Consider the following 25,997-nt stretch of genomic DNA (forward strand, 5'->3'; position numbering starts at 1 on the left):
CGACTCTCCTTGCTCGGTCGAATAGGGATCTCCCCCGCGGATTCCCGCGGTTGCGACGGGCCCTGAAGGAAGCTCCACCCCCGGCCCTGCCCGGCCGTGGCCGGCTTGAATCCTCGGCGGCGGGGGTCTCTCCCAGCCTATCGAAGGAAGGTTCCGCCGCGACACAGGGCGCACGGCGGGCGCACGAAGCGTGTCGCCCGTCCCGCCGTGCTCCCTCTGACCTGCCGCTATGCCAGGCCGAGACGCTCGGCGGCGGCGTCCGCGTCGACCGGGACCGTCACGGGCTGGGGCGCCCCGGCCACCGCCCAGTCGGGGTCCTTGAGGCCGTTGCCGGTGACCGTGCACACGATGCGCTGTCCCGGGTCGACCTTGCCCTCCGCGGCCGCCTTCAGCAGCCCGGCGACGCTCGCCGCGGACGCCGGCTCGACGAACACGCCCTCCCGGGAGGCCAGCAGCCGGTACGCGGCCAGGATCTGGCGGTCGGTCACCTCGTCGATGAGCCCGCCCGATTCGTCGCGGGCCCGCTCGGCGAACTCCCAGGACGCGGGGTTGCCGATGCGGATGGCCGTGGCGATGGTGCGCGGGTCGGTGACGGGCTCTCCGCGCACGATGGGCGCGGCCCCGGAGGCCTGGAACCCCCACATCCGCGGGCGGCGCGCGGCGATGCCGTCTGCGGCGTACTCGGTGTAGCCGCGCCAGTACGCGGTGATGTTGCCGGCGTTGCCCACCGGCAGGACATGCACGTCGGGGGCATCTCCGAGCATGTCGACGATCTCGAAAGCCGCGGTCTTCTGACCCTCGATCCGGGACGGGTTGACCGAGTTGACCAGTGCCACCGGATACTTCTCGGACAGGCCGCGGGCGAGGGTCAGGCAGTCGTCGAAGTTGCCGTCGACCTGCAGGATGCTCGCGCCGTGCACCAGCGCCTGGCCCATCTTGCCCAGCGCGATCTTGCCCTGGGGCACGAGAACGGCGCAGACCATCCCGGCGCGGACCGCGTAGGCGGCCGCCGAGGCAGAGGTGTTGCCGGTGGAGGCGCAGATGACGGCCTTGGCGCCCTGTTCCTTGGCGTGGCTGATGGCCATGGTCATGCCGCGGTCCTTGAACGAACCGGTCGGGTTCGCCCCCTCGACCTTGAGGTGGACCTCGCACCCGGTGCGCTCGGACAGCACCTGCGCCGGGACCAGCGGCGTGCCGCCCTCGCGCAGCGTGACCACCGGGGTGCCGGGGCCGACCGGGAGCCGGTCCCGGTACTCCTCGATGACCCCGTGCCACTGGTGGCTTCCGGCGCGGACGCCCGCGTCCGGCGCACTTCCGACAACTGGGCTGCTCATGTTCCCTACTCCCCTTCGACCCGCATGGTGCTGGCGACATCGCGCACGGTGTCCAGATTCCGCAGTGCCTCCACCGTGGCGGCCAAGGACGCCTCGGGGGCCCGGTGGGTGACGACGACGAGCGACGCCTCGCCGCCCTCCCATCGCCCGCCGCCACCTTGCTCGAAGGCGACTGCGTCGCCGCCGCTCTGGTTCCTGCCCTGCCGGACGGTGTCGATGGACACGTCGTGCTCGGCGAACACGGTGGCGACCTGGGCCAGGACACCGGGCTTGTCCGCGACGTCGAGGCTGATGTGATAGCGCGTCACGGCTTCACCCATGTGGCTCACCGGCAGGCGCGTGTACGCGGACTCACCCGGTCCGGTGGCCTCGTTGACCTTGTTGCGGCACACCGCCACCAGGTCACCGAGAACGGCCGAAGCCGTCGGTGAGCCCCCGGCGCCCGGGCCGTAGAACATCAGCCGTCCGGCTGCCTCGGCTTCGATGAACACCGCGTTGTACGCCTCGCGCACGGAGGCCAGCGGGTGGCTGAGCGGGATCATCGCGGGGTGGACGCGGGCGGTGACGGAACGTCCGTCGGCGGCGCGTTCGCAGATCGCGAGCAGCTTGACCGTGCAGCCCATGCGCTTGGCGGAGGCGATGTCCGCGGCCGTGACCTCGGTGATGCCCTCGCGGTGGACCTCGTCCAGCCGGACCCGGGTGTGGAACGCGATGCCCGCCAGGATGGCGGCCTTGGCGGCGGCGTCGAACCCCTCGACGTCGGCGGTCGGGTCGGCCTCCGCGTAGCCGAGCGCCGTGGCCTCGTCGAGTGCCTCGGAGTAGCCGGCGTTGTTGCTGTCCATCCGGTCGAGGATGAAGTTCGTGGTGCCGTTGACGATGCCGAGCACCCGGTTCACCTTGTCGCCGGCGAGGGACTCGCGCAACGGGCGGACCAGCGGGATGGCGCCGGCCACGGCGGCCTCGTAGTAGAGGTCGGCGTCGTACTCCTCGGCCAGGGCGTGCAGCGCGGCGCCTTCGCCCGCGAGCAGCGCCTTGTTGGCGCTCACCACGCTCGCGCCGTGCTCGAACGCGGCGGTGATCAGCGAGCGGGCGGGCTCGATGCCCCCGATGACCTCGACGACGACGTCGATGTCTCCCCGCTTGACCAGCGCCGTCGCGTCCGTGGTGATCAGCTCGGACGGGACGCCCTCGCGTTCCCGGCCCGGCCGGCGGACGGCGATTCCGGCCAGCTCGACCGGGGCGCCGATCCGCGCCGCGAGATCGTCCGCGTGCGTCGTCATGATGCGCGCCACCTCGGAGCCGACCACTCCACAGCCCAGCAGCGCCACTTTCAGCGGACGCGTACGCATCATGCGACCTCGTTTCTCACACCGACGACGTTCCGGGAGGCCTCGGCCCTCGGCGACAGTGCCGCGGGGCGACCCCCGGGATTGCTTGGTTGTGCACCAGTCTCACTCACCGGACCGCAACTTCCGTCAACGGTCCGGATGCCGAGACTTTGCCCTGGGCTGCCCGGCTCATCCGACATCGAGACGCAGCAGGTCCTCCTCCGTCTCGCGGCGGACGATGACGCGGGCGGCGCCGTCCCTGACCGCCACGACCGGGGGCCGGAGAGCGTGGTTGTAGTTGTTCGCCATCGAGCGGCAGTAGGCGCCGGTGGCCGGGACGGCGATCAGGTCGCCCGGGGCGACGTCGGCGGGCAGGAAGGCGTCCCGCACCACGATGTCGCCGGACTCGCAGTGCTTGCCGACCACGCGGGCGAGCATCGGCTCGGCGTCCGACGAGCGCGAGACGAGGGCGACGCTGTACTCGGCGTCGTACAGGGCCGTGCGGATGTTGTCGGACATGCCGCCGTCGACGCTGACGTACGTGCGCAGGCCCTGGAGCGGCTTGATCGTGCCCACCTCGTAGAGGGTGAACGCGCTGGGGCCGACGATCGCGCGGCCGGGCTCGACGGAGATCCGGGGGACGGACAGGCCGGCGGCCGCGCACTCGCGGGTGACGATCTCGGCGAGGGACTTCGCGATCTCGCTCGGTTCGCGCGGGTCGTCCTCGGAGGTGTAGGCGATGCCCAGACCGCCGCCGAGGTCGATCTCGGGCAGCTCCACGCCGTGCTCGTCGCGCACCTCGGTGAGCAGCTGGACGACGCGGCGGGCGGACACTTCGAAGCCGGCCATGTCGAAGATCTGCGAACCGATGTGCGAGTGGATGCCCATGAGTTCGAGACCGTCGAGCTTCAGCACCCGGCGCACGGCCTCGGCGGCCTCACCACCGGCGAGCGCGATGCCGAACTTCTGGTCCTCGTGGGCGGTGGCGATGAACTCGTGGGTGTGCGCCTCGACGCCGACCGTGACCCGGATCTGGACGCGCTGGCGCACCCCGAGCCGGTCGGCGATGTGGGCGACCCGGACGATCTCCTGGAAGGAGTCGAGGACGATGCGCCCGACGCCCTCGCGGATCGCCCGCTCGATCTCCTCGGTGCTCTTGTTGTTGCCGTGCAACGCGATGCGCTCGGCGGGCATGCCGGCGTCGAGGGCGGTGGCGAGTTCGCCTCCGGAGCAGACGTCGAGGTTGAGCCCCTCCTCGTTCAGCCAGCGGACGACGGCGCGGGAGAGGAACGCCTTGCCCGCGTAGAAGACGTCCGCCTCGCCCCCGAATGCCTCGTGCCAGGCACGGCAGCGGGCGCGGAAGTCGTCCTCGTCGAGGATGTAGGCGGGGGTTCCGAACTCCTCGGCGAGCCGGTTGACGTCGAGGCCGCTGACGGTGACGACGCCGTCGGCGCCGCGGCCGACGGTGCGCGACCAGACGCGCGGGTCGAGGACGTTGAGGTCCTCCGGCGGGGCGGTCCAGTGGCTCTCCGGCAGGACGTCGGCATGACGGGGCCCGGCGGGGTGGGCGGAACGGCTCATGGTTCTCTGGCTCCTCAGAGCATGTCGGGTGCGGTGATGCCGAGCAGGTGCAGGCCGCCTGCCAGCACCGTTCCGGTCCCCTGGGCCAGGGCGGTCCGGACGCGGTGGGCGGCCTCGGGTTTCTCCTCGCCGCGCGGGAGGACGGCGCAGGTGTCGTGGAACCGGAAGAAGGCGTCGGCGAGCACGACGAGATGACGGGCGAGACGGTCGGACGCCCGGTGCCGGGCTGCGGACCGGAGGACCGTGGGGTACTCGGCGAGGGCACCGAGGAGAGCGGTGACGGCGGGCCCCTCGGTGCGGCCGGCTGCCGGATCACCGGTTGCCGCCGGTTCGGGGGGGACGCCGAGGTCGGCGGCGTTGCGGACGAGCGCGCGGGCGCGGGCGTGGGCGTAACGGACGCGGAACAGGGAGTTCGACTCGCGCTGGACGAGCAGGTCGTCGGTGATACGCGGATGGTCGTGGGCGGCGGGGCGCAGGAGCGCCCAGCGGACGGCGTCGGAGCCGAGCCGGTCGACGAGGAGAGCCGCGATGCCGGGGTGGTTGCTGTGAACCGCGTGGGAGTCGTCGCCGGGGCGCGCGGGGCCGTCGTACGAGCCGGTGAGCCGGACGGGCACCGGGCGGATCCGGACGCTCTCACGGTGCCGAGCGGGGCGGCTCGGCACCGTCCGGACCGGTGCCTCAGCGGCCGCCGCACCGTCCGGGGGGCGGACGCCGAGGAGGGCCGCCCAGGCCGGGTCGGGCCGGTCCGGACCGGAGGTGGTGACGTCCGCGCCGAGGGCGGCGAGGATACGGGCCAGGACGTCGGCCGTGACGGCGGCGCGGGTCTCGTCGGGGTAGCGGAGCTCGACGGCGGTCCCGGCGAGGTCGTCACCGTGTCCGTACGCACGGCCCGGGGCGAGGACGGTGGCCAGCAGGCCACTGTGGGCACCGGCGTCGAGGCTGATGTTGAGGAAACCGGGGCCGGCGATCTCGACTCCGGCGATGCCGGGCTCGGCGGCCAGACGGGCGCGGAGGATCTCGGCGACCGTGCGGGGTGGGCGGGCCGCGGGGCCGGCGAGCTGGAGGGCGATGCCGGTGGCGTAGTCCCCGCAGCCGGGGCGGCGGGGCTGCTCGACCTTGACGCTCGTGGGGAGCGGCGCCGAGAGCTCTCCGGCCTCCACGGCGCGGTGCACCGTGGCCAGCACCGTGCGGGAGAGCTCTGCGGGGGTCACAGGACCAGCGTATGGGAGGAGGGGGGAGGGTTCGCGAACCGGTTTCACCTGGTGAACGGGGAGGGACCCGACGGGTCGGGGACCAGCGTCACGCCGGGGACACCCGGTGCGGCCGGGATCGGGAGAGGCAGCGGGGTTCAAGGGTTCGGCGGGTCAGGGCAGGGCTCGGCCCGGGGAGCGGCGCCCCGGCACGTGGGTGCCGCTGACAGGGAAGCCGGGGTACGGGCCGCGGCCGGAGGGGGGCACGTCGTGGCCGGAGGAGGACCGGCCGCCCTCGGCGGAGCGGGCCCCTCCGGTGGTCCGCGTCCTTCCGGTGGAACGCGGCCGGGGTACGCCCGCGGCCAGCCGGCGGACCAGGCTGACGAGGTCGGCCGGCTCGAAGGGCTTCGCCAGGAATCCGTCGACCGCCGCCTCCTCCTCGCGTTCCACCTCGCACAGGGGACAGGCACTGATGATCGCCACGGGGAGGGCGCGGGTGCGGTGGTCGGCGCGGAGCAGGGCGGCCGTGCGGAGTCCGTTGAGCCGGGGCATGACGACGTCGAGCGTGATGACGTCTGGCCGGACGGCGTGGACGACGTCCAGGCACTCGGCACCATCGGCCGCGGTCACGACCTCGAAGCCCTCCAGCTCCAGGTTGACCCTGATCAGCTGCCGGATGGCCTTGCTGTCGTCGACGACAAGGACCCGGCCCGACAAGCCAGGCATACACAAGAGGGTATGGGCGCGGCTCCTTCTCCGTACGGGTTTTGCCTGATTCCGTCCGCCGTGCCCGCGTCGCCGGTGGCACCGGTTCCGGGCGGGGTCCCGTGGTTTTGTCATCAGCTGCGGGGCCGGCTGGGGCCCGGCTGCGTGAGAGGGACGATCCGCCTGTGCGTGACCGGTCGGCATGTGACGGACTGCGGGCGTGCGGCAGCCCGACTGCGGCCTGAGGCGCGGGCGGAACGCCCTGCTGCGGGTGACCGGTCGGCTCAGGCGCGCCGGGCGGCTGCGGCCGGCGCGGCGGACGCGTGACTGCGTCCGGGCGGGGCACGGCGGCTACGGGCCGACGGTGACGGCGAGCCTGACGAAGGCTCGCAACCACGGCGACGAGGTCTCCCCTCAGCGTCCCGGCGAGGGCGCGGCCGAGCACGGAAAACCCGGTCCTGGGCACCCCGGCCGAGCTGGTAGGGTTCTACCCGTCGCCGCACAACAGCGGCAACACGCCCCCGTAGCTCAGGGGATAGAGCAACGGCCTCCGGAGCCGTGTGCGCAGGTTCGAATCCTGCCGGGGGCACCCTTGATGAGGTGCCCAAAGACCCCGCCACCAGCGAGTTCGCTGAGGACGGGGTCTTCGCGTATGCGCAGCCGGATGCCGCTCTGAGCGGGTCTGTGTCGGAACCTGTGAGCGTTGCGCCGGTCCTCCCGATGCCGCCCAGTGGGCGCCGTTATCGCTCCTGAAGCACCGAGAGGACGTTGCCCGCGGGATCCTTGAACCAGGCGATGAACGGCCCGCCACCGCGGAAGATCCCCTTGTCGTCCGCCTTCATCCAGGAGTAGCGCTCGAGATCGACTCCACGACGGGACAGCTCGTCCACTGCGGCCTCGATGTCGTCGACCGGAAAGTTGAGCACGGTGAAGGTGGCCGGGATGTGATCGTCCTTCGGATAGACGAGGACGTTCGTGCCGCCTGCGAGGTGCAGGTGCAGCAGCCCGTAGTCCTCCGACACCCGCAGACCCAGCGTCTCGCCGTAGAAGTTCTTGGCCTTCTGCAGGTTGTCCACGGCGAAGCCGCTGTAGGCCCTCGTGTCACGGAACATGCGCACGTCCTCTCCCGCTGGGATCCGCGCCCGCCCGATCGGCTCCGGCCGCCGCCGGGCCTCGGCGTCCATGACACACCAGGATTCCCGGCCCCGCGCGGCGGTGGCGCGACCTCATCCCCCGGAACGGGCCGATGATCACCCGGCCGGTCCCATGCCCGCCCGACGAGGGCCGGTCCCACGCCCCGCCCGACGAGGACCGGTCCCACGCCCCGCGCAACGGGCGCCGGTCTTCCGACACCGTTACCGGGGCCTGGGACATAGGGCGCAACCACCGCGGCACGGACACGGCCTCCCACGCGGAGGCGGCGCAGAGCCCGCCGTTGGATCTCCCTCGGGGCCACGGCAAGGTCCCCATCGATGTGCGGGAACGCCTCCGGGCAGGGCCGGGACTTCGCGGAAGCGCCCTGGAGTTCCGGCCTTGCGCTCCTGCTCCGGAGGGCTGTGCGATCATGCGGGCGCGACCTTGGGGAGAAGGCCGCGATCATCTGTGAGACAAGGGGGGCTTGGGGTGGGCGCGAGTACGGAGCCGAACGGTTCGTCGATGTCCGACGCGGAATGGGAGCGGTTCCTCCGCGATGCGGTGGCAGGGGTCGCTGACGCGCCCAAGGAGCCGTCGGCGCGTGCCCGTGACGTGGCGAAGCGGCTGCGCGCGGAGCCCGGCCCCCCGGAGGGGTGGCGTACCTACACACCCGCCCGGCCCAGGCAGCGCAGGGGCTGGTACGCGGTCGGTCTGTCGGCTTCGTTGGTGCTGCTGGCCTTGGCGCTCGCACCGGAGCCGATCGTGGGCCTCTTCGGCAGTGGCGTCCCGGACTCGCGTCCCCTGGCCGCCGAGACCGGCCGTCCGGACCAGGCGCCACCGGTGGGCCCGGCCCAGCGCCCGACCCTCGACGAGCCGTTCCGCGGTTCGCCGGCGGCGCGCTGGGCGAGCGGCGCGGCGGGGATCACGGTGCCACGGGCCGAGGCGGTCGGATGGATGAGCGCAGCGGAGGTCGAACGGGCCCTCGCACGCAGCCGGGACTTCCTCGTGGCGTCCAGCCTGGATCGCCGGGTGCTGCGGGGCGAGCGCCCGGACAGGGCGATCGCACTGATCAACCCGCATCAGGGGGACGTCCGGGCATTCCTGAAGACCGCGTTCCGGGCACCGGGCGAGGGGAACGACCCCCTCATGCTCTTCAGCCGCTTCCAGCCCTCGCGCACCGACCTGGTCGGCGACGAGATCAAGACCCGGGGCCGGATCACCTACCGGGAGGGCGAGCGGGGCGCGCTCCAAGTGACCGCCGACGTCACCTTCGTCTACCCGGTGACCCGCGCGGACGCGGGCGACGACGAAGTCGTGCGCACGATCCTCCGGCGCGAGTTGGTGCTGAGCTGGGACGATCCCGCCAAAGTGGTCACCGAGCCGGGGACCTTCTCGATCGTGTCGTACAAGTACCACGTGACGAACGGCGGCTGCGGAGCCCCCACGGGCTACCTCACCCCGCCCTTCGGCACGGACCGGCCGACCGACACTACCGGTACGGAAATCGATCCGTACGACCGCAGTGCACCGGTCGGCCGACGCGGGCACGCGGCGGGCGACGGGTGCGAAACGGCCACGCGGTCCTAGTGACCGGATTCGGAGAGCCGGTGGCGGTCCGGGTCCGCTTGCTGCCGTGTGCGGCAAGGAATGCGGCCCGGCCGAGCAGGCCTCAGCCGGTGGCTTTGGCGATGATGCGGGCCATCTCGTCCCGGCCGAAGGCCCGCAGGGTCGTGCTGCGGACGTTGCCCAGTGCGCCGACCTGCAGCAGCGCCGCGGTGGCGGTTTCGTCGTCCGGCGCCTCGACGACGGCCAGGAGGTCGTACGGTCCGACCGTCCAGTAGAAGTCCAGGAGCTTCACGCCGAGCTTCTGCGTCGCCGCGGCGAAGGCCTCCGCGCGCTGCGTGGTGTCCTCGAAGTTCCGGATCCCCTGATCGGTCCAGTTCAGCAACGTGACGTAGGTCGGCATGGCCGCCACACCCCCATGAAGAAGACGCGTCCTGTGTCAATTCTGGACGTCATGGGGACGACGGGCACGCCGCAGCGCCCGCGACCGGTGGCTGCGGGCCCGAAGGCAGGCAGGCGGCCCACGGGATCGGGGGTCTCACGACGACGGGAACCGTGTCGTCGTGGGGCTCCCCCGGCGCAGTCCCCACACCGCCGCGCCCGGGGCACCGCCCGGGAGTGGTCCGTGCGCCCGGACTCCCCAAGAGGGCGGGGTCCGCCCTCGCCGGGCCGGAGCACGTCCCGGTCGGACAGGGCGCCGCGGCCCTCTGCGGCCCGAACGCCGACAGGAGCGCGGATTCCAGCGGGTCCGGCATCGTCCGCTGCCACAACACCACGCCGGCGCAGTCCAGTTGCAGGCACTCGGCCTCGACCCGGTTCCCGGGTTCACCGACGACCGGCTTTCCACCCGAAGTTGACTGCGGCCACTCCGGCCACCCCAACGGCTTCGAGCTCGACCGGGGCACCCCCGGGCCCTTCCGGTACCGCGAAGGGCCTCATCGCAGGCGCGAACCTCCCGCGCGGCGTGGGCAACCGGCGCCGGCTCCCGTGTGAACGCCCGTCACCGGTTCGCACCGTCCGCGGGGACACACCGGTTCACGACTGATACCTCACGACCTGTCCGCCGCGCGGCCGGGCGCGGACCGCAACCACCCCACCCCCTGTACAGTTTCTACCGCTCTGCACCAATTGCGAAGTGGAGGCGTCCCTGTGCGCGTGACCGACATCCAGCGCTGCGAGGTTCGGCCGGGACTGCTCGTCGAGTGGACGCTCGATCCGGGGACCGTCGAGACGGCGACAGCCCTGCCGGAAGACTCCCGGCCCCCGGCATACGTCCAGGAGTCCCACATCAGGACAGCCCGATCCGTGCGCGAGGACGGCCTGTTCGTGCCGACCTGGCTCGGCACGGCATTCGACATTCCGGGCACGGTCGGCCTGGACGTCCTGCAGAACGCCCTGCGCAGCTGGACACTGCGGCACGAGACGCTGCGCAGCGGCTTCCGCTGGGTCGGCGACGACATGCGCCGGTTCACTCTCGACGCCGATGCCGTGTCACTGCAGCGCAGGGTGATCGGCGACTTCTCCGACGCAACAGAGCTGGTCCGCTACCTGCAGGACCGCTTCGACGTCGCGGCGGACGCCCTCGCCTGGCCGAACTTCATCTACGCGGCGGTCGTCCGGGACGATTGCACGAGCGTGTACATGGCCTTCGACCACAGCAACGTCGACGCCTACTCCCTCCAGCGCATCCCCGCCGAGATCCACGAGCTCTGCGCGGCGGGCGCCGACGGCCCAGCCGTGGAGCGGACGCCGGTCGGCAGTTACGTCGACTTCTGCGGGATGGAACGGGCGAACGCGGACCAGGTGGACACCACACACACGATCGTCGACCGCTGGCGGGAGTTCATCAACCGCTGCGACGGCAAGCTGCCGGGCTTTCCCGTCGATCTCGGACTGTCCCCCGGCGGCGAGCTGCCCACTCAGCAGCTCATGCAGGAGATGCTCGTGGACGCCGACGACGCCGCCGCATTCGAGTCGTACTGCCGGCCCTTCGGGGGCAGTCTGGTCGGCGTCCTGGCCGCCACGAGCCTCATCGTCCGTGAGATCGGCGGTCAGTCCGTCTACCGGACGGTCGTGCCGTTCCACACCAGGGCCAAGTCCCAGTGGCTGGACTCCGTGGGGTGGTACGTCGGCGGTGCACCGATCGAGATCCCCACGTCGCAGGCACTCGACTTCGACAGCGTCATGGGGATGGTGCGCTCCGCTCTTCGGGCCAACAGGCCGCTGGCTCGCATCCCGATCGCCCGGGTCCTGCGCCTGCTCGGCTCGGACTTCCGCCCGACGTCACCCGACCTCTACTCGATCGTCTCGTTCGTCGACGCCCGCGGCATCCCCGGTTCCGAACGCTGGGCCGAGCTGAACGCGTACGGTCTGCTCAGGGTCTCGTACGGCGACCAGGTGTGCGTGTGGATCACCAGGCTCCACGAGGGCCTCCAGTTCGCGAGCCGCTATCCGGACACCGACGTCGCGTACAAGAACATGCGCCTGTACGTCGAGCAACTGCGGGACATCGTCGTCTCAGTGGCGCGGAACCGCCCGGTCGTGCCCGGCCCGGCCTCGGTTGCCCACGAGGGCCTGCCACGTGCCCGGACCGAGGCGGCGATCAGCGAACTCCCGGGCCCGGCTCGCTGACCGGATCCGATGTGCCGGCGCCTGCATGACGGACGAGGGCCCCGGACTCGGCGATCCGCCGAGTCCGGGGCCCTCGTCCGGATGTGACGACCTGCCGCTGCAGGCGGCCCCTCACCGAGTCCACGGAGCGCGGCTCAGAACGCCACTCCCTCCGCGCCCTTGAGGCCGAGGACACGCCGCGCCTCGCCGGGGGTCGCCGGCCGGCGGTCGTACAGGTCGGCCAGCCTGACGGCCTTCTCCACCAACTCGGCGTTGGACCCGGCGGCCTTGCGCCGCTCCACCCGCAGGTTGTCCTCCAGCCCGACCCGGACGTTGCCGCCGAGCATCAGCGACAGCCCGGCCATCCGGAACTCGCCCGGATATCCGACCCCGGCCGCGGACCAGGTGAACGCGTCCTCACCGAACAGCCGTTGCGCCGTGCGCAGCATGTGCAGCAGCTGGTCCGGCTCCGCGGCGTTCGCCCCGAGCACCCCGAGCACGAACTGAAGGTTGAACGGCGGCCGCAGCACCCCCTCCTTCACCAGGTACTGGAGGTTGTACAGCTGGCCGACGTCGTACACCTCGATCTCGGGCCGGGTGCCCGACTCCTCCATCAGCTGCGCCAGATACGTGACGTCGGCGAAGGTGTTCTTGAAGATGTAGTCGCGGCTCCCCTCCAGGTAGTCGCGCTCCCACGGCTCGAACGGCAGGTCCCGCCCGGCCACGGGGAACAGCCCGAAGTTGATGCTGCCCGCGTTGAGCGTCGCCATCTCCGGGCGGAACGTCAGCACCGAGCCCCGCTCCTCGACGGTCATCCCGCGGCCTCCGCCGGTCGTCGGCTGGAGCACCGCGTCGGTGTTCCGCTTCAGCTCGGTGAGCACGCGGTCGAAGAGCTCGAGGTCGGCGACGGGCCGCCCGGTCGCCTCCTCCCGCACGTGAACGTGCAGCACGGACGCGCCGGCCTCGGCAGCCCGGACACCCTCCTCCACGATCTGCTCGACGGTGATCGGAATGGCCTCGCTCTGCGTGGGCACGGTCATGCCCCCGGTCAGCGCGCAGGTGATGACGACCTGGTCATCCATGAGTGTGCTCCTTCGGGATCGGAGAAACCGGGCGGCCGGCGCCGAGGGCCGCGAGCCGCGCGAAGGCGCCGGGGCCCGGAGCGCCGACACCCTGCTCGTACGCGTGCACAAGGGTGACGATCTCCGCGTTCAGCGGGGCGGACCGACCGAGCCGCCGGGCGGTCGCGACCACGCCGCCGTTGATCACGTCCACCTCGGTGAGCGCGCCCCGTTCGAGGTCCTGCAGCATGGACGCCTTGGTGGCCGCGGCCCCGGACATGACGGTCGCCAAGGCGGCGGTCGCCGCCGGCACATCGCCGGCGGAGCGGACGACCAGCTGCGACGGATGGATACCGAAGATCTCGTCGAGCCGCACCCCGAGGGCGGTCGCCACGTCGTACCCCTCCGTCCACAGCCGGAAGGCCGCCTCGCGGCCGACGGGATCGGCGGCGACGTCCGCGTACAGCCCGCCGCCGACGGCTCCGAGTCCGGAAAAGGTGCTGTTCAGCAGCAGTTTCGACCACACCTGTCCGCTGATCTGCGGGGAAGCCCGGGTGCCGGGCGCCGCGTCCGCGAGGATCTCCGCCAGCCGGCTCACACGCCGCGACGACGAGCCGTCGGCCTCACCCACGACGAACGGGGCCCGCGTGGTCTGCCGGAGGTGCCCCGGCCCCAGATTGGTGGCCCCCCACTCGACGATGCCCGTGACGAGCCGGCCCGGGCCGACGATCTCCTCGACGGCGTCCTGCACCAGCCCGTTGCCCAGCGACACGTACGTCTCGACCAGATCGCCCTCGACCAGCGGTGTCAACGCGGCCTTCAGGTGCAGGGACTTGAGCGTCACCAGTGCGTAGTCGAAGCGTCCGGTCAACCGTTCTGCACTCTCGACGGCCCGGATCAACACCCGCGAGCAGCTGCCGAACTCGTCGAACAGCAGCCCTGGCTCGTTCAGGAGCGCCACGTGCTCGGGGTCGGCGTCGAGCACGACGACCTCGTGCCCGGCCCGGGTCAGATGCGCGGCGGTCACACCGCCGATCGCCCCCGCCCCCACCACGAGGATCCGCCCGCTCATGCCCCCGCCTTCGCCGTCTCGGCCTTCCGCGCCGTCCCCTGAGGGCGCAGCGTCAGGCTGACCAGGGCGCCGACCGCGACCAGGGCGATCACGAACCAGAGCCCGGACAGCGGGCTGCCCGTGCTGTCCTCGATGAGCCCCATTACGAACGGGCCGAGGAATCCGCCGAGTATGCCGAGGGTGTTGACCAGCGCGAGGCCGCCGGCCAGCGCGACACCGGCCAGCCGCGAGGCGGGCACGGCGAACAGGATCGACTGCACCACGAAGAAACAGGAAGCTGCCAGGCAGAAGCCGAGCAGCGCGACCGCCGCGGACGAAACCGCCGCGATCACCAGGCCGACCGCCATCGCGGCCATGCCGCCGACCAGGAGGCGGCTGGAACGCGCCGGGGAGTCGGCGAACCGGGGCAGGAACGTGGTGCCGAGCGCCGCCGCCACCCAGGGCAGCGCGGTGAGCAGGCCGATGGTGAAGTCGGACATCTCGCCCCACGTGCCGATGATGCTGGGCAGGAAGTACGTGAGGCTGTAGACCGCGATCTGGTGCGTGAAGTACACGAGGATCACCAGCAGGATCTTCTTGTCCTTGAACACCCCGGCGAGGGAGTGCGTCCCGGATGCCGCGGCGCCGTCCTGCTGTTCGGCCTCGAGCCGTCGCGTCAGTTCGGCGGCCTGCTCCGCGGTGAGCCAGGTGGCGTCGGCGGGCCGGTCGGGCAGGAACTTGAAGATCACGAAGGCCAGGAGGAGCGCGGGAATCCCCTCGATCGCGAACATCCACTGCCAGCCGTGCCATCCGAGGACGCCGTCCAGGCCGAGGAGCGCGCCGCTGAGCGGGGCACCGACGATGTTGGCGATGCAGACGGCGATCAGGAAGTAGCCGTTCGCGCGTGCCCGCTGCTCACGCCCGACCCAGTAGGTGAGGTAGAGCATCACGCCCGGGAACAGGCCGGCTTCGGCGAAGCCGAGGAGCACCCGCAGCACGTAGAAGGAGGCGGGACCCTGGACGACGGCCATCGCCGCGGACAGCAGGCCCCAGGTGATCATGATCCGGGTGATCCAGAGCCGTGCCCCGACCCGGTGCATGATGAGGTTGCTCGGCACCTCGAACGACGCGTAGGCGACGAAGAAGAGACCGGCGCCCAGGCCGAACGCGGCGGCGGAGATCCCGAGATCGGCCTCGAGGTGTTCCTTGGCCAGTCCGATGTTGGTTCGGTCGATGAACGCGATGATGTAGGACGCGATCAGAAGCGGCATGAGCTTGCGGAAGATCAGCCGGTTCAGGTCCGCGCTCGCGGGGGCCGCGGGGGCGGCGCCAGAAGACATGGCAGGTCCAATCGGTTTGTCGGCAGGCGGGCAGGCCGGGGCGGATCATTCCGCGGCGGCGGGACGTTGCGGAGGACGTGGTGGGAGTTACGGGCGCCCGTGCGACTCGGGGGCGCTCGCCCCTCTTCCGGGACACCCGCAGGTGGTCCCGATGCGCAGCGCGTGGGGGCGGATGTTGGTCCGGTGAGCCCTGCCGCTGCCCTCGATCCGGTGGATCAGCAGTTCCAGCGCGAGTTCGGCCATCTCCCGGCGGGGCTGGCTCACCGTGGTGAGTTCGCCCATCAGGGAGGTGTCCGGGAAGAGTCCGTCGAAGCCCGTCACGGTGACGTCGTCGGGCACCCGGATGCCGCGGCTGTGCAGGGCGCCGATCGCGCCGGCGGCGATGGCGTCGCTGCCGCAGACCAGTGCCCGGGGCGGAGGGCGGTCCGCAAGGATCCTGGTAACAGCACGGTGGCCCCCGTCCTCGGTGAGATAGGTGTTGATGCGGTGGATGCCGACGAGCTCGACCCCGCGGTTCTCCGCCGTGCGCGAGAACCCCTGGGCCCGGGCGGCCGAGGCGCTGGAGTTGCGGGGCCCGGCGATGACGGTGATGTCGGTGTGCCCGTGGTCGAGGACGTGCCCCATGACCTCGGACGCCGCGGCAGTGTCGTCGATGCCGACGAAGTCCGCCTCGAGGTGCGGAATGCGTCGCGAGAGCTGCACGAACGGCAGGTGCGCGCTGCGCAGGGAACGGATCACCTCCCCGTCGTCGGGGTGCAGCACGGTCAGCACCACCCCGTCGACCTGCCGGGCGATCATCGTGTCGACGACACCGGCCAGGGTCAGCGGATCCTCCTGGGTGTGGGCGAGGAAGACCTCGTACCCCTGCCGGCGGGCGGCGTCGATCGTGCCAGCGGCCACCTCCGTGTAGAAGGGGTTGGCGATGTCGGTGAGCACGAGCCCGATCACCCGGGTCCGCTGCGAGCGCAGGCGGTCGGCACGGCTGCTCGCGGTGTGCCCCAGTTCCTGCGCGATGCGCAGGATGCGCTCGCGCATCTCGGTGGAGACGCCGGGGCGGCCGTTCATCACGTAGGAGACGGTGGCCGGGGAGACCCCGGCGGCCCGCGCCACGTCGGCGGCGGAGACGCGGAGGGCGCGCACCCCGATCTTCTTCACCGGTTTCGTCGGCGGCTTCATCGCGGCACCTCCTTGCGCTCCTTGCGACGTGCTGCACGACCGTAAGGAGCCGCCGAACGATAAGCAACGTTAAGTTGCGACGATCACGTCCGCCCTCCCGGCGGCCGGGTACGGCATTTCGGGACGGGCCGGGAAACGCCCCCCGCCCTCCGGTGCCGCTGTGCGACCACCGGGCCGGGCGGCGCTCCTACCGGACGCCCCGGCCCGCCCGCCACTCCCCGTGCCACCTCACGAGCCGGCGGCGCAGCTCGTCCGCGCCCCACACGAGGAACGGACAGGGCAGCAGCAGAGCCAGGGTGCTCGCGGGGAGGGCGGCCGTGCCGAGCAGTTCCTGGAACGTCGGGGTGTAGACGAACACGGCCGCGAGGACGAGTTCCCCGGCGACGGCTGCCAGCAGGTACCGGTTGGACAGGACGCCGACGGAGCGCAGGGACGCCGTCTGGGTGCGCACGGCGAACGCGGTGCCGATCTGACCGGCCATCATTCCGAGGAAGGTCATGGTCGTGGCCTGCTGGTAGGCGTGGTGCAGCGGCTCGCCCGGCCCGGTCGGCGCCCCGGGGTGCCAGCCGGCCCGGAGGAGGACGTAGAAGAAGCCGGCCATCGCCAGGGCGGTCACGAGGACACCGAGGAAGAACCAGGCACGCACCAGCATGGGGGCGCGGATGATGCCTTCGCTGCGCGGCCGCGGCGGCCGGTTCATCAGGCCGGGCTCGGCCGGCTCCCGGCTGAGCGCCAGGGCCGGCATGGTCTCGCCTGCGACGTCGAAGGCGAGGATCTGGAGGATCGTGAGCGGCAGCGGGACGGCTCCGCCGGAGGCGGCGAAGACGAGGAACGCGCTGACCTCGGGTGTGGCGTGGGCGAAGATGTAGGTGATGAACTTGCGGACGTTGTCGTAGACGCGGCGCCCGGCCCGGACGGCTTCGACGATCGAGGCGAAGTTGTCGTCGGTGAGGACCATGGTCGACGCCTCCCGGGCGACGTCGGTGCCCGAACGTCCCATCGCCACTCCGATGTCCGCTCGGTGCAGGGCGGGGGCGTCGTTGACGCCGTCGCCGGTCATCGCCACCACGTGCCCCTGGTCGCGCAGGGCATCTGCGATGTGCAGCTTGGCCTCCGGCGACGCCCGGGCGAAGATGATCTCGGGTTCGTCCCGTACCAGCTCGGCAATCCGGTGCTCGTGGAGCCGGTCGAGTTCGTCCCCGGTGACGGTGCGCGGGTGCTCGCCCGTGATGCCGACCCGCCGGGCGACGGCGGCCGCGGTCAGCGGATGGTCACCGGTGATGACGATGATGCGGATTCCGGCGGTGCGGCAGTGTTCGACGGCTTCGGCGACTTCGGGACGCGGGGGGTCCAGCATGGCGATCAGGCCGACGAAACACAGGTCGTGCTCGGCGTCGGCCCGCCGGTGCGGTGGCCGCTCGCCCCCCGGAAGGGACCGTTGCGCCAGGGCCAGGACGCGCAGTCCTTCGGCGGCGAAGGCGTCCACCCGTGCGGTGATACGTGTCCGCGCGGCCTCGTCGAGCGCCACGCGGCGGCCGTGCTCGTCCAACAGCCCCGTGCAGCGCGGCAGGACGGACTCGGGCGCGCCCTTGGTGTGCACCATGAGGTCCTGGCCGTGCCGGTCGATCGTCGACATCAGCTTCAGCTCGGGCTCGAAGTGGAACTGCCAGCGGCGTCCGGCCTCGCGTCCGTCCACGTCCGTGTCCGCGCCGAGTGCCTGCGCGGCGAGCAGGACCGCCACCTCCGTGGGGTCTCCGCTCGCCTCCTCGCCCGGTTTCAGTCGTGCGTTGTTGCAGGCAGCGGCGATCCGGCCGGCCGCCCGGGCCGCCGGGCCGGTGACGGGCGGAGTCGCGGGGCCCGGCCGCTCGAGGTCGATCAGGTCGGCCGGAGTCCACACCGCCACGGGGCGCATGCGGTTCTCGGTGAGCGTGCCGGTCTTGTCGGTGCAGATGACGTCCGTGGAACCGAGGGTCTCCACGGCGCTGAGCCGTTTGACCAGGGCTCCGCGGGTGGCCAGCGCCCGGACGGCCACCGCGAGGGCCAGCGTGATCACGGGCAGCAGGCCTTCGGGGACCATGCCGGCCAGCAGGCCGGCCGCGAAGGCCGCTGCCTGCAGCACGGACAGGCCCCCGCCGAAGGTGGCCACCGGGATGAAGGCGAGCGCGAGCACCACCGACACCGCGGCGATCAGCCAGGCCACCCGCCGGACCTGACGCTCCAACGGGCTCACGTCCTGCACGACCCGCTCCGACAGGGCTGCGATCCGGCCGAGTTCGCTCGCCATGCCGGTGGCGAAGACGACTCCGCGCGCCTCGCCGCCGGTACAGTTGGTACCGCTGAAAACCAGGTCGTGCGCCCGCAGGACGGGGACGTCGACGTCCAGGATCGCGGCCGAGCGCAAGGCCGGGGCGGACTCCCCCGTCAGGGCCGACATGTCGGCTTCGATCGCGCCGGCCAGCAGCCGTACGTCGGCCGCGATCCGGTCGCCCTCCTCGATCACCACGATGTCGCCCGGCACCAGTTCGGCGGCGTCGGTCTCCACGGACGCCCCGTCCCGGATCACCTTCGCCCGCTGCGGGAGGTACTGCGCGAGGGCCTCGACCGCCCGCTCCGCCTGGACCTCCTGGGCGAAGGCGAAGGCCGCGTTCAGCACGATGATCAGAACGACAGCTGCTGCGACGGCCGTCGATCCCACGATCAGCAGCAGCGCGGCGGCCAGCCACAGCAGCAGGGCCAGGGGATGGGTGAACTGGCGGGCCAGCTCGGCCGGCCGGCGCGGGCCGCCCCGGCGCGTCAGTTCGTTGCGGCCGTACTGCACCAGACGCCGCTGCGCCTCCGCGCTCGACAGTCCCCGGGTCGAACTGTGGAGGTCGCGCAGCAGCAGTTCCGCCGCCTCTTCCGGGTTCACCCCGGTCGGGCGCAGCCATGTCCCGTGCCGACTCCTCACCGCGCAGAGCCTACCGACCCATATGCGGCAAAGGGTTCATATGTGACGTCGTTCGGGGGTTGTTCACACGCCGTCAGGCAGCCCCGCCGAACGCGACACCCCGTGGCCACGGCGCGACTCCGGCGCCGGGCGCCGCGGGGACGGGAGCGCGGGCGGCGCCCGGCAGGACACGACCCCGCGCGACCCGGCCCCGCACGCCGAACCATGACATCGCCGACATTAAGCGCATTGCTTGCTACGTTGCCGGGCATGACCGCAACGACAGCGGCCCTGCCCCCGTCAGCGCTCCGGCCCCGCAAGAGACGCGGTACCGAACTGGTCCTGCTCGTCGGCGCGGTGGCCATCTCCGTCCTCGGGTACGCCCAGGTCGGATGGGCGCAGGGGAGCCCGCTGCCGCGCGGGGCCACCGAGTACGGCGCCGGGCTCGCCGGGCTCGCTCTGCTGGCCCATCTGACGGTCCGTCTCGGCGCGCCCTACGCCGACCCGCTGCTGCTGCCGATCGCCGTGCTGCTCAACGGCATCGGACTCGTCCTCATCTACCGCCTCGACCTGGAGACTCCGGCGGACCGGGCCGCCCCGGCCCAGCTGATCTGGTCCGCGTTCGGTGTCGCGCTGTTCGCTGCGGTCGTGGTGGCACTGCGCGACCATCGGGCCCTCCAGCGCCGTGCCCGGCTGTCCGTCGTCGCCGCGCTGGCCCTGATACTCGCGCCGATCTTCTTCCCCGCGGTCAACGGGGCGCGGATCTGGATCCGGTTCGCCGGCCTCTCCATTCAGCCGGGCGAGTTCGCCAAGGTGCTGCTCGCCGTCTTCTTCGCCGCCTACCTGGCCGCCAACCGGGACGCCCTCGTGCACACCGGCCGGCGCCTGTGGCGGCTGACCTTCCCCAGCGGCCGGGCCCTGGGGCCGGTTGTCGCGATCTGGCTGGCCGGGGTGGGCGTTCTCGCCGTGGAGCGGGACCTCGGAACCTCGACGGTGTTCTTCGGCCTGTTCGTGGTCCTGCTCTACGTGGCCACCGGCCGCACCGGGTGGATCGCGGTGGGACTGCTGCTGGCCGCGGTCGGGGCCTACGCCGTCGGGACGCTCGAACCCCACGTCCACAGCCGCGTCTCGGACTGGCTGCACCCCTTCGCGAGCATCGACGCCGGGCGCGGGCCCGGTCAGCTCGCGCAGTCGCTGTTCGCCTTCGCCGCCGGCGGCGTGCTCGGCGCCGGGCTCGGCCAGGGGCACTCGCTGCTCATCGGGTTCGCGGTCAAGTCCGACTTCATCCTGGCCACGGTCGCGGAGGAGCTGGGGCTCGCGGGCCTGACGGCCGTCCTGGTGCTGTACGCGCTGCTGGTGGCCCGCGGTTACCTCGTCGCCCTCGCGCTGCCGGACACGTTCGGCCGGCTGCTCGCCACCGGCCTGTCGTCGATCGTGGCGCTCCAGGTGTTCGTGATCGCGGGCGGCGTCACCGGTCTCATTCCGCTCACCGGCATGGCGATGCCGTTCCTCGCCCAGGGCGGCTCGTCCGTCGTGACCAACTGGGTGATCGTGGCCCTGCTGATCAGGATCAGCGACAGCGCACGGAGGCCCTCGCCGGGGCCGCCCGCGGCCGGCTCCGGCACGGCGGAAGCCCGGGCCGGCGCCGGGGCCCCCGCCCGGGAGCGGCCCGAGGGGGGTGCGGGAACCCCGTGACCCGCTGTGTCCGGCGCGCCGCCGTTCTCTGTCTTCTTCTGCTGCTGGCGCCTCTGGTGGCCGCCGCCCGGATCCAGGTCCTGCACCCCCGCGAGTACGCCGCCAATCCGGCGGACCGGCGTCCGGCGATCGCGCGGTACTCCGTTCCGCGCGGCGACATCCTCGTCGACGGCACCCCCGTCACCGGCTCCCGCGACACCGGGGAGCCGCTGCGCTACGAGCGCACCTACGCCGACGGTCCGCTGTTCGCCCCCGTCACCGGCTACTCCTCGCAGCGGTACGGCACCTCGCTGCTCGAGGCCGCCGAGGACGGGGTGCTGTCCGGCACGGATCCGCGGCTCGCGTCCTTCTCCTTCCTCGACGGCCTCACCCGCCCCCGTCGCCCCGGCGCCGACGTGCACACCACCGTCCGGGCCGCGGTGCAGCGGGCGGCCTACGAGGGGCTGGAGGGCAAGCGGGGTGCGGTCGCGGCCGTCGAGCCCGCCACCGGCCGGATCCTCGCTGTGGCCAGCGCGCCGTCCTACGATCCCGCTCTGCTGTCGGGCAACGGCCCGGCCACCGCCCGGACCTGGGACGGGCTCAACGCGGACGCCGCCCGGCCGATGCTCAACCGGGCGCTGCGGCAGACGTATCCGCCGGGGTCGGCGTTCAAGGTGGTGACGGCTGCGGCGGCGCTCGACAGCGGGCTCGTGCGGGACATCGACGCCCCCACCGACAGTCCGCTGCCGTACACGCTGCCCGGTACCGCCGTGCGGCTGGGCAATGCGGCGGACGGGTGCGAGGACGCCTCCCTCCGGTACGCCTTCGCGGTCTCCTGCAACACGGTGTTCGCCCGGCTGGGGGCGCGGACCGGTGTGACGGGGATGGCCGAGGCCGCCGAGCGGTTCGGCTTCAACGACGCCGGCCTGCGGATCCCCGCGAAGGTCACCCGGAGCAACTTCGACCGGCGGATGGAGCCGTCACAGGTCGCTCTCTCCTCCATCGGGCAGTTCGACACGTCGGCGACACCACTGCAGATGGCGATGGTCGCGGCCGCGGTGGCCAACGGCGGGGAGATCCAGCAGCCCCGTCTGGTGGACCGGGTGACAACGCCCGGCGGCCGGACCGTCGCGACCACCCGAGGCCGTTCGCTGCACCAGGCGATGAGTCCGAGCACGGCCCTGTTGCTCCAGCGCATGATGCGGGACGTCGTCACGGTCGGCTCGGGCCGGGACGCGGCGATTCCCGGCGTCGAGGTCGGTGGGAAGACGGGCACGGCGCAGCACGGGGTGGGCAATGCGGCGGTTCCCTATGCCTGGTTCATCGGCTGGGCCGAGCCGGAGGGCTCGTTCCGGCCGACGGTCGCCGTGGCGGTGGTGGTGGAGGACGCCGACGCCGAGCGGGCGGACTTCACCGGGGGTGGTCTGGCCGCGCCGATCGCCCGCGAGGTGATGCGGGCGGCGGTGCGGGAGGCCGACGGGGTCGACGGGAAAACGGGCGACGGGAAGTCCGGCGGGCGGCAGAGGCAGTCCGGACGATGAGGTCCGGAGCAGGCCCCCGGGCTCCCGGAGCGGCGAACGGCCCGGTCAGTCCTCCGAGGCGCCGGCGGCGACGGTCTCCCCGACCTCGGCGGTACGGGCCGCCTCCTCCTCGGCGAAGCGTTCGGCGTCGAGTTTCTCGGCCAGTTCCTCGTCCTGGGACATGAGCAGGTCCAGGTTGGAGTCGCCGAGGTCGAAGACGCCCATGTCGACGTACGCCTTCTGCAGTCGCTCGCCCCACAGACCGATGTCCTTGACGCAGGGGACGATCCGGCTGAACAGCAGCTTCCGGAACAGTTGCAGGAACTCCGACCGCTCGCTGTACTCGTCGGCCTCCTGCGGCGGGATTCCGAAGTTCTCCAGCACCTCGGTGCCGCGCAGCCGGTCCCGCATGAGGTAGCAGCCCTCGATCACGAAGTCCTCGCGTTCGCGAAGTTCGGCCTCGGTCAGCTGCCGGTAGTAGTCGCGCAGCGCCATCCGCCCGAAGGCGACGTGCCGGGCCTCGTCCTGCATGACGTAGGCGAGGATCTGCTTCGGCAGCGGCTTGGTGGTGGTGTCGCGGATCATGCCGAAGGCAGCGAGCGCCAGGCCCTCGATGAGGACTTGCATGCCCAGGTAGGGCATGTCCCAGCGGGAGTCGCGCAGAGTGTCGCCGAGGAGCGACTGCAGGCTGTCGTTGACCGGGTAGAGCATCCCGACCTTCTCGTGCAGGAAGCGCGAGTAGATCTCGGCGTGCCGGGCCTCGTCCATGGTCTGGGTGGCCGAGTAGAACTTGGCGTCCAGATCGGGCACCGACTCCACGATCCTGGCGGCGCACACCATGGCGCCCTGCTCACCGTGCAGGAACTGGCTGAACTGCCAGGAGGCGTAATGGCGTCGCAGGTCGGCCCGGTCGCGCTCGCTCATCAGGTCCCAGTGCCGGGTGCCGTGGAGGGTGAGCGCCTCGTCGGGGACGCCGAGCGGGTCGTACGGGTCGACCTCGAGGTCCCAGTCGATCCGCGTCGCCGCGTCCCACTGCTTGTCCTTGCCCTTCTGGTAGAGGGCGAGCAGCCGTTCCCGGCCCTCGTCGTACTCCCAGCTGAAGCGGGCTGCCCCGGAGGCCGGCACCTGCCAGTGCCCCTCCCCCGGGTCGTTGGCGTAGAGATCGCGCGTCGGCATCGACGCCCTCCTTGTTCGCTGGACTCCCTTGCGGGGGCGCACGGTTGGCAGGCTCACACGTCGGTTACCTGCGGGTCAACAAGTCGTGCGCAAGGGATTGACGTCCTTGTTGACACGGAGTCTCATAAGGGGGCGAGCCCGCCGCGCAGGGAGCCGTCACGGCTTCCGGCGCGGTGCGCGGTGAGCCGGGACCGCCCCGGAGCGACCCCAGGACCCCACGAGCGAGGTGGCCACAGCCATGACATCCGCAACCGAACCCGTAACGGAGCTGCGGGACGCCCTCGGCCTGCTGAAGGACCGCGAGCAGGTCGCCCAGCGGCTTCTCGACGCGTCGGCGCAGCACTCCTTCGACCCCGACACCGAGCTCGACTGGGACGCGCCCTTCGAGGACGGCAAATGGTTCTGGCCACCGGAGCTCGTGTCCCTGTACGACACCCCGCTGTGGCGGAAGATGTCGGAGGAGCAGCGGATCGACCTGTCCCGGCACGAGGCGGCGTCGCTGGCGTCGCTGGGCATCTGGTTCGAGATCATCCTGATGCAGCTGCTCGTGCGGCACATCTACGACAAGCCGGTGACCAGCCTCCACACCCGGTACGCGCTCACCGAGATCGCCGACGAGTGCCGCCATTCGATGATGTTCGCGCGGGTGATCCAGCGCGGTGGCACCCCCCACTACCCGGTCTCCCGGCTGCACCACAACCTCGCCCGGCTGCTCAAGACGGTCTCCACGACACCCGGTTCGTTCGCCGCGACCCTGCTGGGCGAGGAGATCCTGGACTGGATGCAGCGCCTGACCTTCCCGGACGAGCGCATCCAGCCGCTGATCCGCGGTGTGACCCGGATCCATGTGGTGGAGGAGGCCCGGCACGTCCGGTACGCCCGCGAGGAACTGCGCCGACAGATGATCGACTGCCCGCGCTGGGAGGCCGAGTTGACCCGGATCAGCTCCGGCCAGGCCGCCCGGGTGTTCTCAGAGGCGTTCATCAACCCGCAGGTGTACACGGACGTCGGCCTCGACCGGCGCGAGGCCGTCGCCCAGGTGAAGGCCAGCGGACACCGCCGCGACGTCATGCAGGCCGGGGCGAAGAAGCTCACGGGATTCCTCGACGACCTCGGTCTCATGAAGGGCGTGGGCCGCCAGTTGTGGCGCAGTTCCGGGTTGCTGCCCTGACACGACTGCCGTCGGAGTCCTCCGGGCGGAGACCCGTCGGACACACCCCGGCACCCACGACGGATACGCTGCCGGCGTTGACATCCTCCCCCTCGTGAACGAGGGGGATTCCTCACTTCGCAGTGAGGGTTTCCTGCTTCGCAGCAAGTTGCCCCGTCCGGGAGGACTCCCGTTGAGGTCTTACACCCGCTCCACAGGCTGTAACCGCCAGTCCGGCGGCCAGAATGTTGCGCGCAGCGTTGACGTCGCGGTCATGTGTGGTGCCGCAGTCGCACGTCCACACGCGGACGTTCAACGGCAGTTCGTCCCGGACGGTGCCGCATGCGGAGCACAGCTTGGAGGAGGGGAACCAGCGGTCGATGGTGACCAGGTTCCTGCCGTACCAGGCGGCCTTGTACTCCAGCATCGAGCGCAGGTCGGTCCAGGCCGCGTCCGAGATGGCGCGGGCCAGGCTCCGGTTCTTGAGCATGGTGCGCACGTTCAGGTCCTCGATCACGATCGTTTGGTTCTCACGAACGAGCCGAGTGGTCAGCTGGTGCAGGAAATCCCGGCGCCGGTCGGCGATCCGGGCGTGGATCCTGGCGACCTTGAGGCGGGCCTTGTCCCGGTTGCGGGAGCCTTCCTGTTTCTTCGCCAGCGCCCGCTGGGCCTTGGCCAGGTGTGCGCGGTCCCGGCGTTCGTGCCGGGGGTTGGTGATCTTCCGCCCGGTGGAGAGCGTCACCAGGCAGGTGATCCCCGCATCGATCCCGACGGCGGTGTCCAGGGCCCGCAGGGGCCCGACGGAGGCGTCTTCGCAGAGCATGGACACGAACCAGCGGCCCGCACTGTCCTGGGACACGGTCACCGTGGACGGCTCCACGCCTTGCGGAAGCGGCCGGGACCACACGATCGCGAGGGGGTTTTTCAACTTCGCGAGCCTCAGCGCACCGTCGCGGTACGTGAACGCCGACCTGGTGTACTCCGCACTGCGGCGGGTCTTCTTCTTCGACTTGAACCGGGGGTACTTCGCCCGCCCCTCGAAGAAGTTCGAGAACGCGCCTTGCAGATGCCGCAGTGTCTGCTGCAACGGCACCGACGACACCTCGGACAGGAAGGCCAGCTCTTCGGTCTTCTTCCATTGCGTCAGCATCGCCGAGGTGGCGTTGTAGTTCACCCGTTCCTGGCGCTGGAACCACGCCACCGTGCGTGCTTCCAACGCCAGGTTGTAGACCTTTCGGACACACCCGAACGTGCGCGACAGCTCCGCCGCCTGCTCGTTCGTGGGGTGGAAGCGGTACTTGAACGCCCGCTTCACCGGCTCGGTCTTCACATCTCACAAACTATCAGCACCGTTCGTGAAGATCCCACTGTCAGAACGAATACGCACCGAGCCTCCGCCGCTTCACGGCTCCGGGCCAAGGATGCGTTTCCTCCCCGAGCTGAAGCACGGGGTATCCACGCAAGGAGTGTGGGATGAA

Annotated in this window: 19 protein-coding genes and 1 tRNA gene; 6 read left to right on the plus strand and 14 right to left on the minus strand. The window is 71.5% G+C overall.

The features are described from left to right. Nucleotides 1–227 precede the first annotated feature (227 nt). The 5 genes from thrC to M1E25_RS12575 all read right to left on the minus strand — a co-directional run bounded on the left by thrC (nt 228) and on the right by M1E25_RS12575 (nt 6,159). Nucleotides 228–1,334 (minus strand): threonine synthase, encoded by a 1,107-nt coding sequence (gene thrC, locus M1E25_RS12555; protein ID WP_251414271.1) that lies wholly within the window; start codon nt 1,332–1,334, stop codon nt 228–230. Nucleotides 1,335–1,339: 5 nt separating this feature from the next. Beyond that, complete coding sequence (locus M1E25_RS12560; protein ID WP_251414273.1) at nt 1,340–2,686, minus strand: homoserine dehydrogenase; 1,347 nt, start codon at nt 2,684–2,686, stop codon at nt 1,340–1,342. A 165-nt stretch (nt 2,687–2,851) separates the two neighbouring features. After that, entirely contained in the window at nt 2,852–4,243 is a 1,392-nt protein-coding gene (lysA, locus tag M1E25_RS12565; protein ID WP_251414275.1) for a diaminopimelate decarboxylase, read from the minus strand. Nucleotides 4,244–4,257: 14 nt separating this feature from the next. Continuing rightward, nucleotides 4,258–5,454 (minus strand): ArgS-related anticodon-binding protein NrtL, encoded by a 1,197-nt coding sequence (nrtL, locus tag M1E25_RS12570; RefSeq protein WP_251414277.1) that lies wholly within the window; start codon nt 5,452–5,454, stop codon nt 4,258–4,260. A 153-nt stretch (nt 5,455–5,607) separates the two neighbouring features. Beyond that, nucleotides 5,608–6,159: a response regulator gene (locus M1E25_RS12575; RefSeq protein ID WP_251414279.1), complete on the minus strand. Its 552-nt coding sequence runs from the start codon at nt 6,157–6,159 to the stop codon at nt 5,608–5,610. 496 nt (nt 6,160–6,655) lie between these two features. On the opposite strand from M1E25_RS12575, the gene M1E25_RS12580 reads away from it, so the two are divergent. Continuing rightward, nucleotides 6,656–6,727: transfer RNA gene (locus M1E25_RS12580), tRNA-Arg, on the plus strand. A 151-nt stretch (nt 6,728–6,878) separates the two neighbouring features. Here M1E25_RS12580 and M1E25_RS12585 read toward each other — a convergent pair. Next, nucleotides 6,879–7,250: a VOC family protein gene (locus M1E25_RS12585; RefSeq protein WP_251414281.1), complete on the minus strand. Its 372-nt coding sequence runs from the start codon at nt 7,248–7,250 to the stop codon at nt 6,879–6,881. Nucleotides 7,251–7,794: 544 nt separating this feature from the next. Here M1E25_RS12585 and M1E25_RS12590 point away from each other — a divergent pair. Next, nucleotides 7,795–8,859: a hypothetical protein gene (locus tag M1E25_RS12590; protein ID WP_251414283.1), complete on the plus strand. Its 1,065-nt coding sequence runs from the start codon at nt 7,795–7,797 to the stop codon at nt 8,857–8,859. Nucleotides 8,860–8,941: 82 nt separating this feature from the next. Here the strand turns inward: M1E25_RS12590 and M1E25_RS12595 are convergent, their stop codons facing one another. Further along, the gene (locus M1E25_RS12595; protein ID WP_251414285.1) at nt 8,942–9,238 is read right to left on the minus strand and encodes a GYD domain-containing protein; all 297 of its coding nucleotides are present in this window, start codon (nt 9,236–9,238) and stop codon (nt 8,942–8,944) included. A 746-nt stretch (nt 9,239–9,984) separates the two neighbouring features. On the opposite strand from M1E25_RS12595, the gene M1E25_RS12600 reads away from it, so the two are divergent. Beyond that, nucleotides 9,985–11,466 carry a condensation domain-containing protein gene (locus M1E25_RS12600; protein WP_251414288.1) on the plus strand — a complete coding sequence of 494 codons (1,482 nt, stop codon included), beginning with the start codon at nt 9,985–9,987 and terminating at the stop codon, nt 11,464–11,466. A gap of 134 nt (nt 11,467–11,600) precedes the next feature. Here M1E25_RS12600 and M1E25_RS12605 read toward each other — a convergent pair whose 3' ends face one another. From M1E25_RS12605 to M1E25_RS12625, 5 genes are all read right to left on the minus strand, one after another. After that, nucleotides 11,601–12,527, minus strand: coding sequence for a beta-keto acid cleavage family enzyme (locus M1E25_RS12605; protein WP_251414290.1), 927 nt, complete (start codon nt 12,525–12,527; stop codon nt 11,601–11,603). Continuing rightward, nucleotides 12,520–13,578 carry a ketopantoate reductase family protein gene (locus M1E25_RS12610; protein WP_251414292.1) on the minus strand — a complete coding sequence of 353 codons (1,059 nt, stop codon included), beginning with the start codon at nt 13,576–13,578 and terminating at the stop codon, nt 12,520–12,522. Before M1E25_RS12610 ends, M1E25_RS12605 begins: the two co-directional genes overlap by 8 nt. Next, entirely contained in the window at nt 13,575–14,897 is a 1,323-nt protein-coding gene (locus M1E25_RS12615; protein ID WP_251414294.1) for an MFS transporter, read from the minus strand. Before M1E25_RS12615 ends, M1E25_RS12610 begins: the two co-directional genes overlap by 4 nt. A gap of 87 nt (nt 14,898–14,984) precedes the next feature. Then, nucleotides 14,985–16,073: a LacI family DNA-binding transcriptional regulator gene (locus M1E25_RS12620; protein WP_251414297.1), complete on the minus strand. Its 1,089-nt coding sequence runs from the start codon at nt 16,071–16,073 to the stop codon at nt 14,985–14,987. A 187-nt stretch (nt 16,074–16,260) separates the two neighbouring features. Further along, nucleotides 16,261–19,020, minus strand: coding sequence for a cation-translocating P-type ATPase (locus M1E25_RS12625; RefSeq protein ID WP_251414299.1), 2,760 nt, complete (start codon nt 19,018–19,020; stop codon nt 16,261–16,263). A gap of 249 nt (nt 19,021–19,269) precedes the next feature. Between M1E25_RS12625 and M1E25_RS12630 the strand changes: the two genes are divergently transcribed. Then, a complete protein-coding gene (locus tag M1E25_RS12630) occupies nt 19,270–20,694 on the plus strand; it encodes an FtsW/RodA/SpoVE family cell cycle protein (RefSeq protein ID WP_251414301.1) in 1,425 nt (474 codons plus the stop codon). After that, on the plus strand, nt 20,691–22,214 hold the full coding sequence (locus M1E25_RS12635; RefSeq protein ID WP_251414303.1) for a penicillin-binding transpeptidase domain-containing protein: 1,524 nt from the start codon (nt 20,691–20,693) through the stop codon (nt 22,212–22,214). The genes M1E25_RS12630 and M1E25_RS12635 overlap by 4 nt, the downstream gene beginning before the upstream one ends. A gap of 45 nt (nt 22,215–22,259) precedes the next feature. Here the strand turns inward: M1E25_RS12635 and M1E25_RS12640 are convergent, their stop codons facing one another. Next, on the minus strand, nt 22,260–23,369 hold the full coding sequence (locus tag M1E25_RS12640) for a ferritin-like domain-containing protein (protein ID WP_251414305.1): 1,110 nt from the start codon (nt 23,367–23,369) through the stop codon (nt 22,260–22,262). 238 nt (nt 23,370–23,607) lie between these two features. Here M1E25_RS12640 and M1E25_RS12645 point away from each other — a divergent pair, with 238 nt between their 5' ends. Beyond that, nucleotides 23,608–24,540, plus strand: a complete 933-nt coding sequence (locus M1E25_RS12645) for an AurF N-oxygenase family protein (protein ID WP_251414307.1) — start codon at nt 23,608–23,610, stop codon at nt 24,538–24,540. A gap of 112 nt (nt 24,541–24,652) precedes the next feature. Here the strand turns inward: M1E25_RS12645 and M1E25_RS12650 are convergent, their stop codons facing one another. Then, nucleotides 24,653–25,849, minus strand: a complete 1,197-nt coding sequence (locus tag M1E25_RS12650) for an RNA-guided endonuclease InsQ/TnpB family protein (protein ID WP_251414310.1) — start codon at nt 25,847–25,849, stop codon at nt 24,653–24,655. Nucleotides 25,850–25,997 lie beyond the last annotated feature (148 nt).

Origin of the sequence: Streptomyces meridianus (assembly GCF_023703325.1) — a bacterium.
GTDB lineage: Bacteria > Actinomycetota > Actinomycetes > Streptomycetales > Streptomycetaceae > Streptomyces > Streptomyces meridianus.

What these genes read in the sequence shown, in the direction of transcription:
- M1E25_RS12605 (WP_251414290.1), bottom strand. Translation starts at nt 12,527, where the DNA reads ATGGATGACCAGGTCGTCATCACCTGCGCGCTGACCGGGGGCATGACC.
- M1E25_RS12595 (WP_251414285.1), bottom strand. Translation starts at nt 9,238, where the DNA reads ATGCCGACCTACGTCACGTTGCTGAACTGGACCGATCAGGGGATCCGG.
- M1E25_RS12610 (WP_251414292.1), bottom strand. Translation starts at nt 13,578, where the DNA reads ATGAGCGGGCGGATCCTCGTGGTGGGGGCGGGGGCGATCGGCGGTGTG.
- M1E25_RS12615 (WP_251414294.1), bottom strand. Translation starts at nt 14,897, where the DNA reads ATGTCTTCTGGCGCCGCCCCCGCGGCCCCCGCGAGCGCGGACCTGAAC.
- thrC (WP_251414271.1), bottom strand. Translation starts at nt 1,334, where the DNA reads ATGAGCAGCCCAGTTGTCGGAAGTGCGCCGGACGCGGGCGTCCGCGCC.
- M1E25_RS12645 (WP_251414307.1), top strand. Translation starts at nt 23,608, where the DNA reads ATGACATCCGCAACCGAACCCGTAACGGAGCTGCGGGACGCCCTCGGC.
- M1E25_RS12585 (WP_251414281.1), bottom strand. Translation starts at nt 7,250, where the DNA reads ATGTTCCGTGACACGAGGGCCTACAGCGGCTTCGCCGTGGACAACCTG.
- lysA (WP_251414275.1), bottom strand. Translation starts at nt 4,243, where the DNA reads ATGAGCCGTTCCGCCCACCCCGCCGGGCCCCGTCATGCCGACGTCCTG.
- M1E25_RS12560 (WP_251414273.1), bottom strand. Translation starts at nt 2,686, where the DNA reads ATGATGCGTACGCGTCCGCTGAAAGTGGCGCTGCTGGGCTGTGGAGTG.
- M1E25_RS12620 (WP_251414297.1), bottom strand. Translation starts at nt 16,073, where the DNA reads ATGAAGCCGCCGACGAAACCGGTGAAGAAGATCGGGGTGCGCGCCCTC.
- M1E25_RS12640 (WP_251414305.1), bottom strand. Translation starts at nt 23,369, where the DNA reads ATGCCGACGCGCGATCTCTACGCCAACGACCCGGGGGAGGGGCACTGG.
- M1E25_RS12575 (WP_251414279.1), bottom strand. Translation starts at nt 6,159, where the DNA reads ATGCCTGGCTTGTCGGGCCGGGTCCTTGTCGTCGACGACAGCAAGGCC.
- M1E25_RS12590 (WP_251414283.1), top strand. Translation starts at nt 7,795, where the DNA reads ATGTCCGACGCGGAATGGGAGCGGTTCCTCCGCGATGCGGTGGCAGGG.
- M1E25_RS12630 (WP_251414301.1), top strand. Translation starts at nt 19,270, where the DNA reads ATGACCGCAACGACAGCGGCCCTGCCCCCGTCAGCGCTCCGGCCCCGC.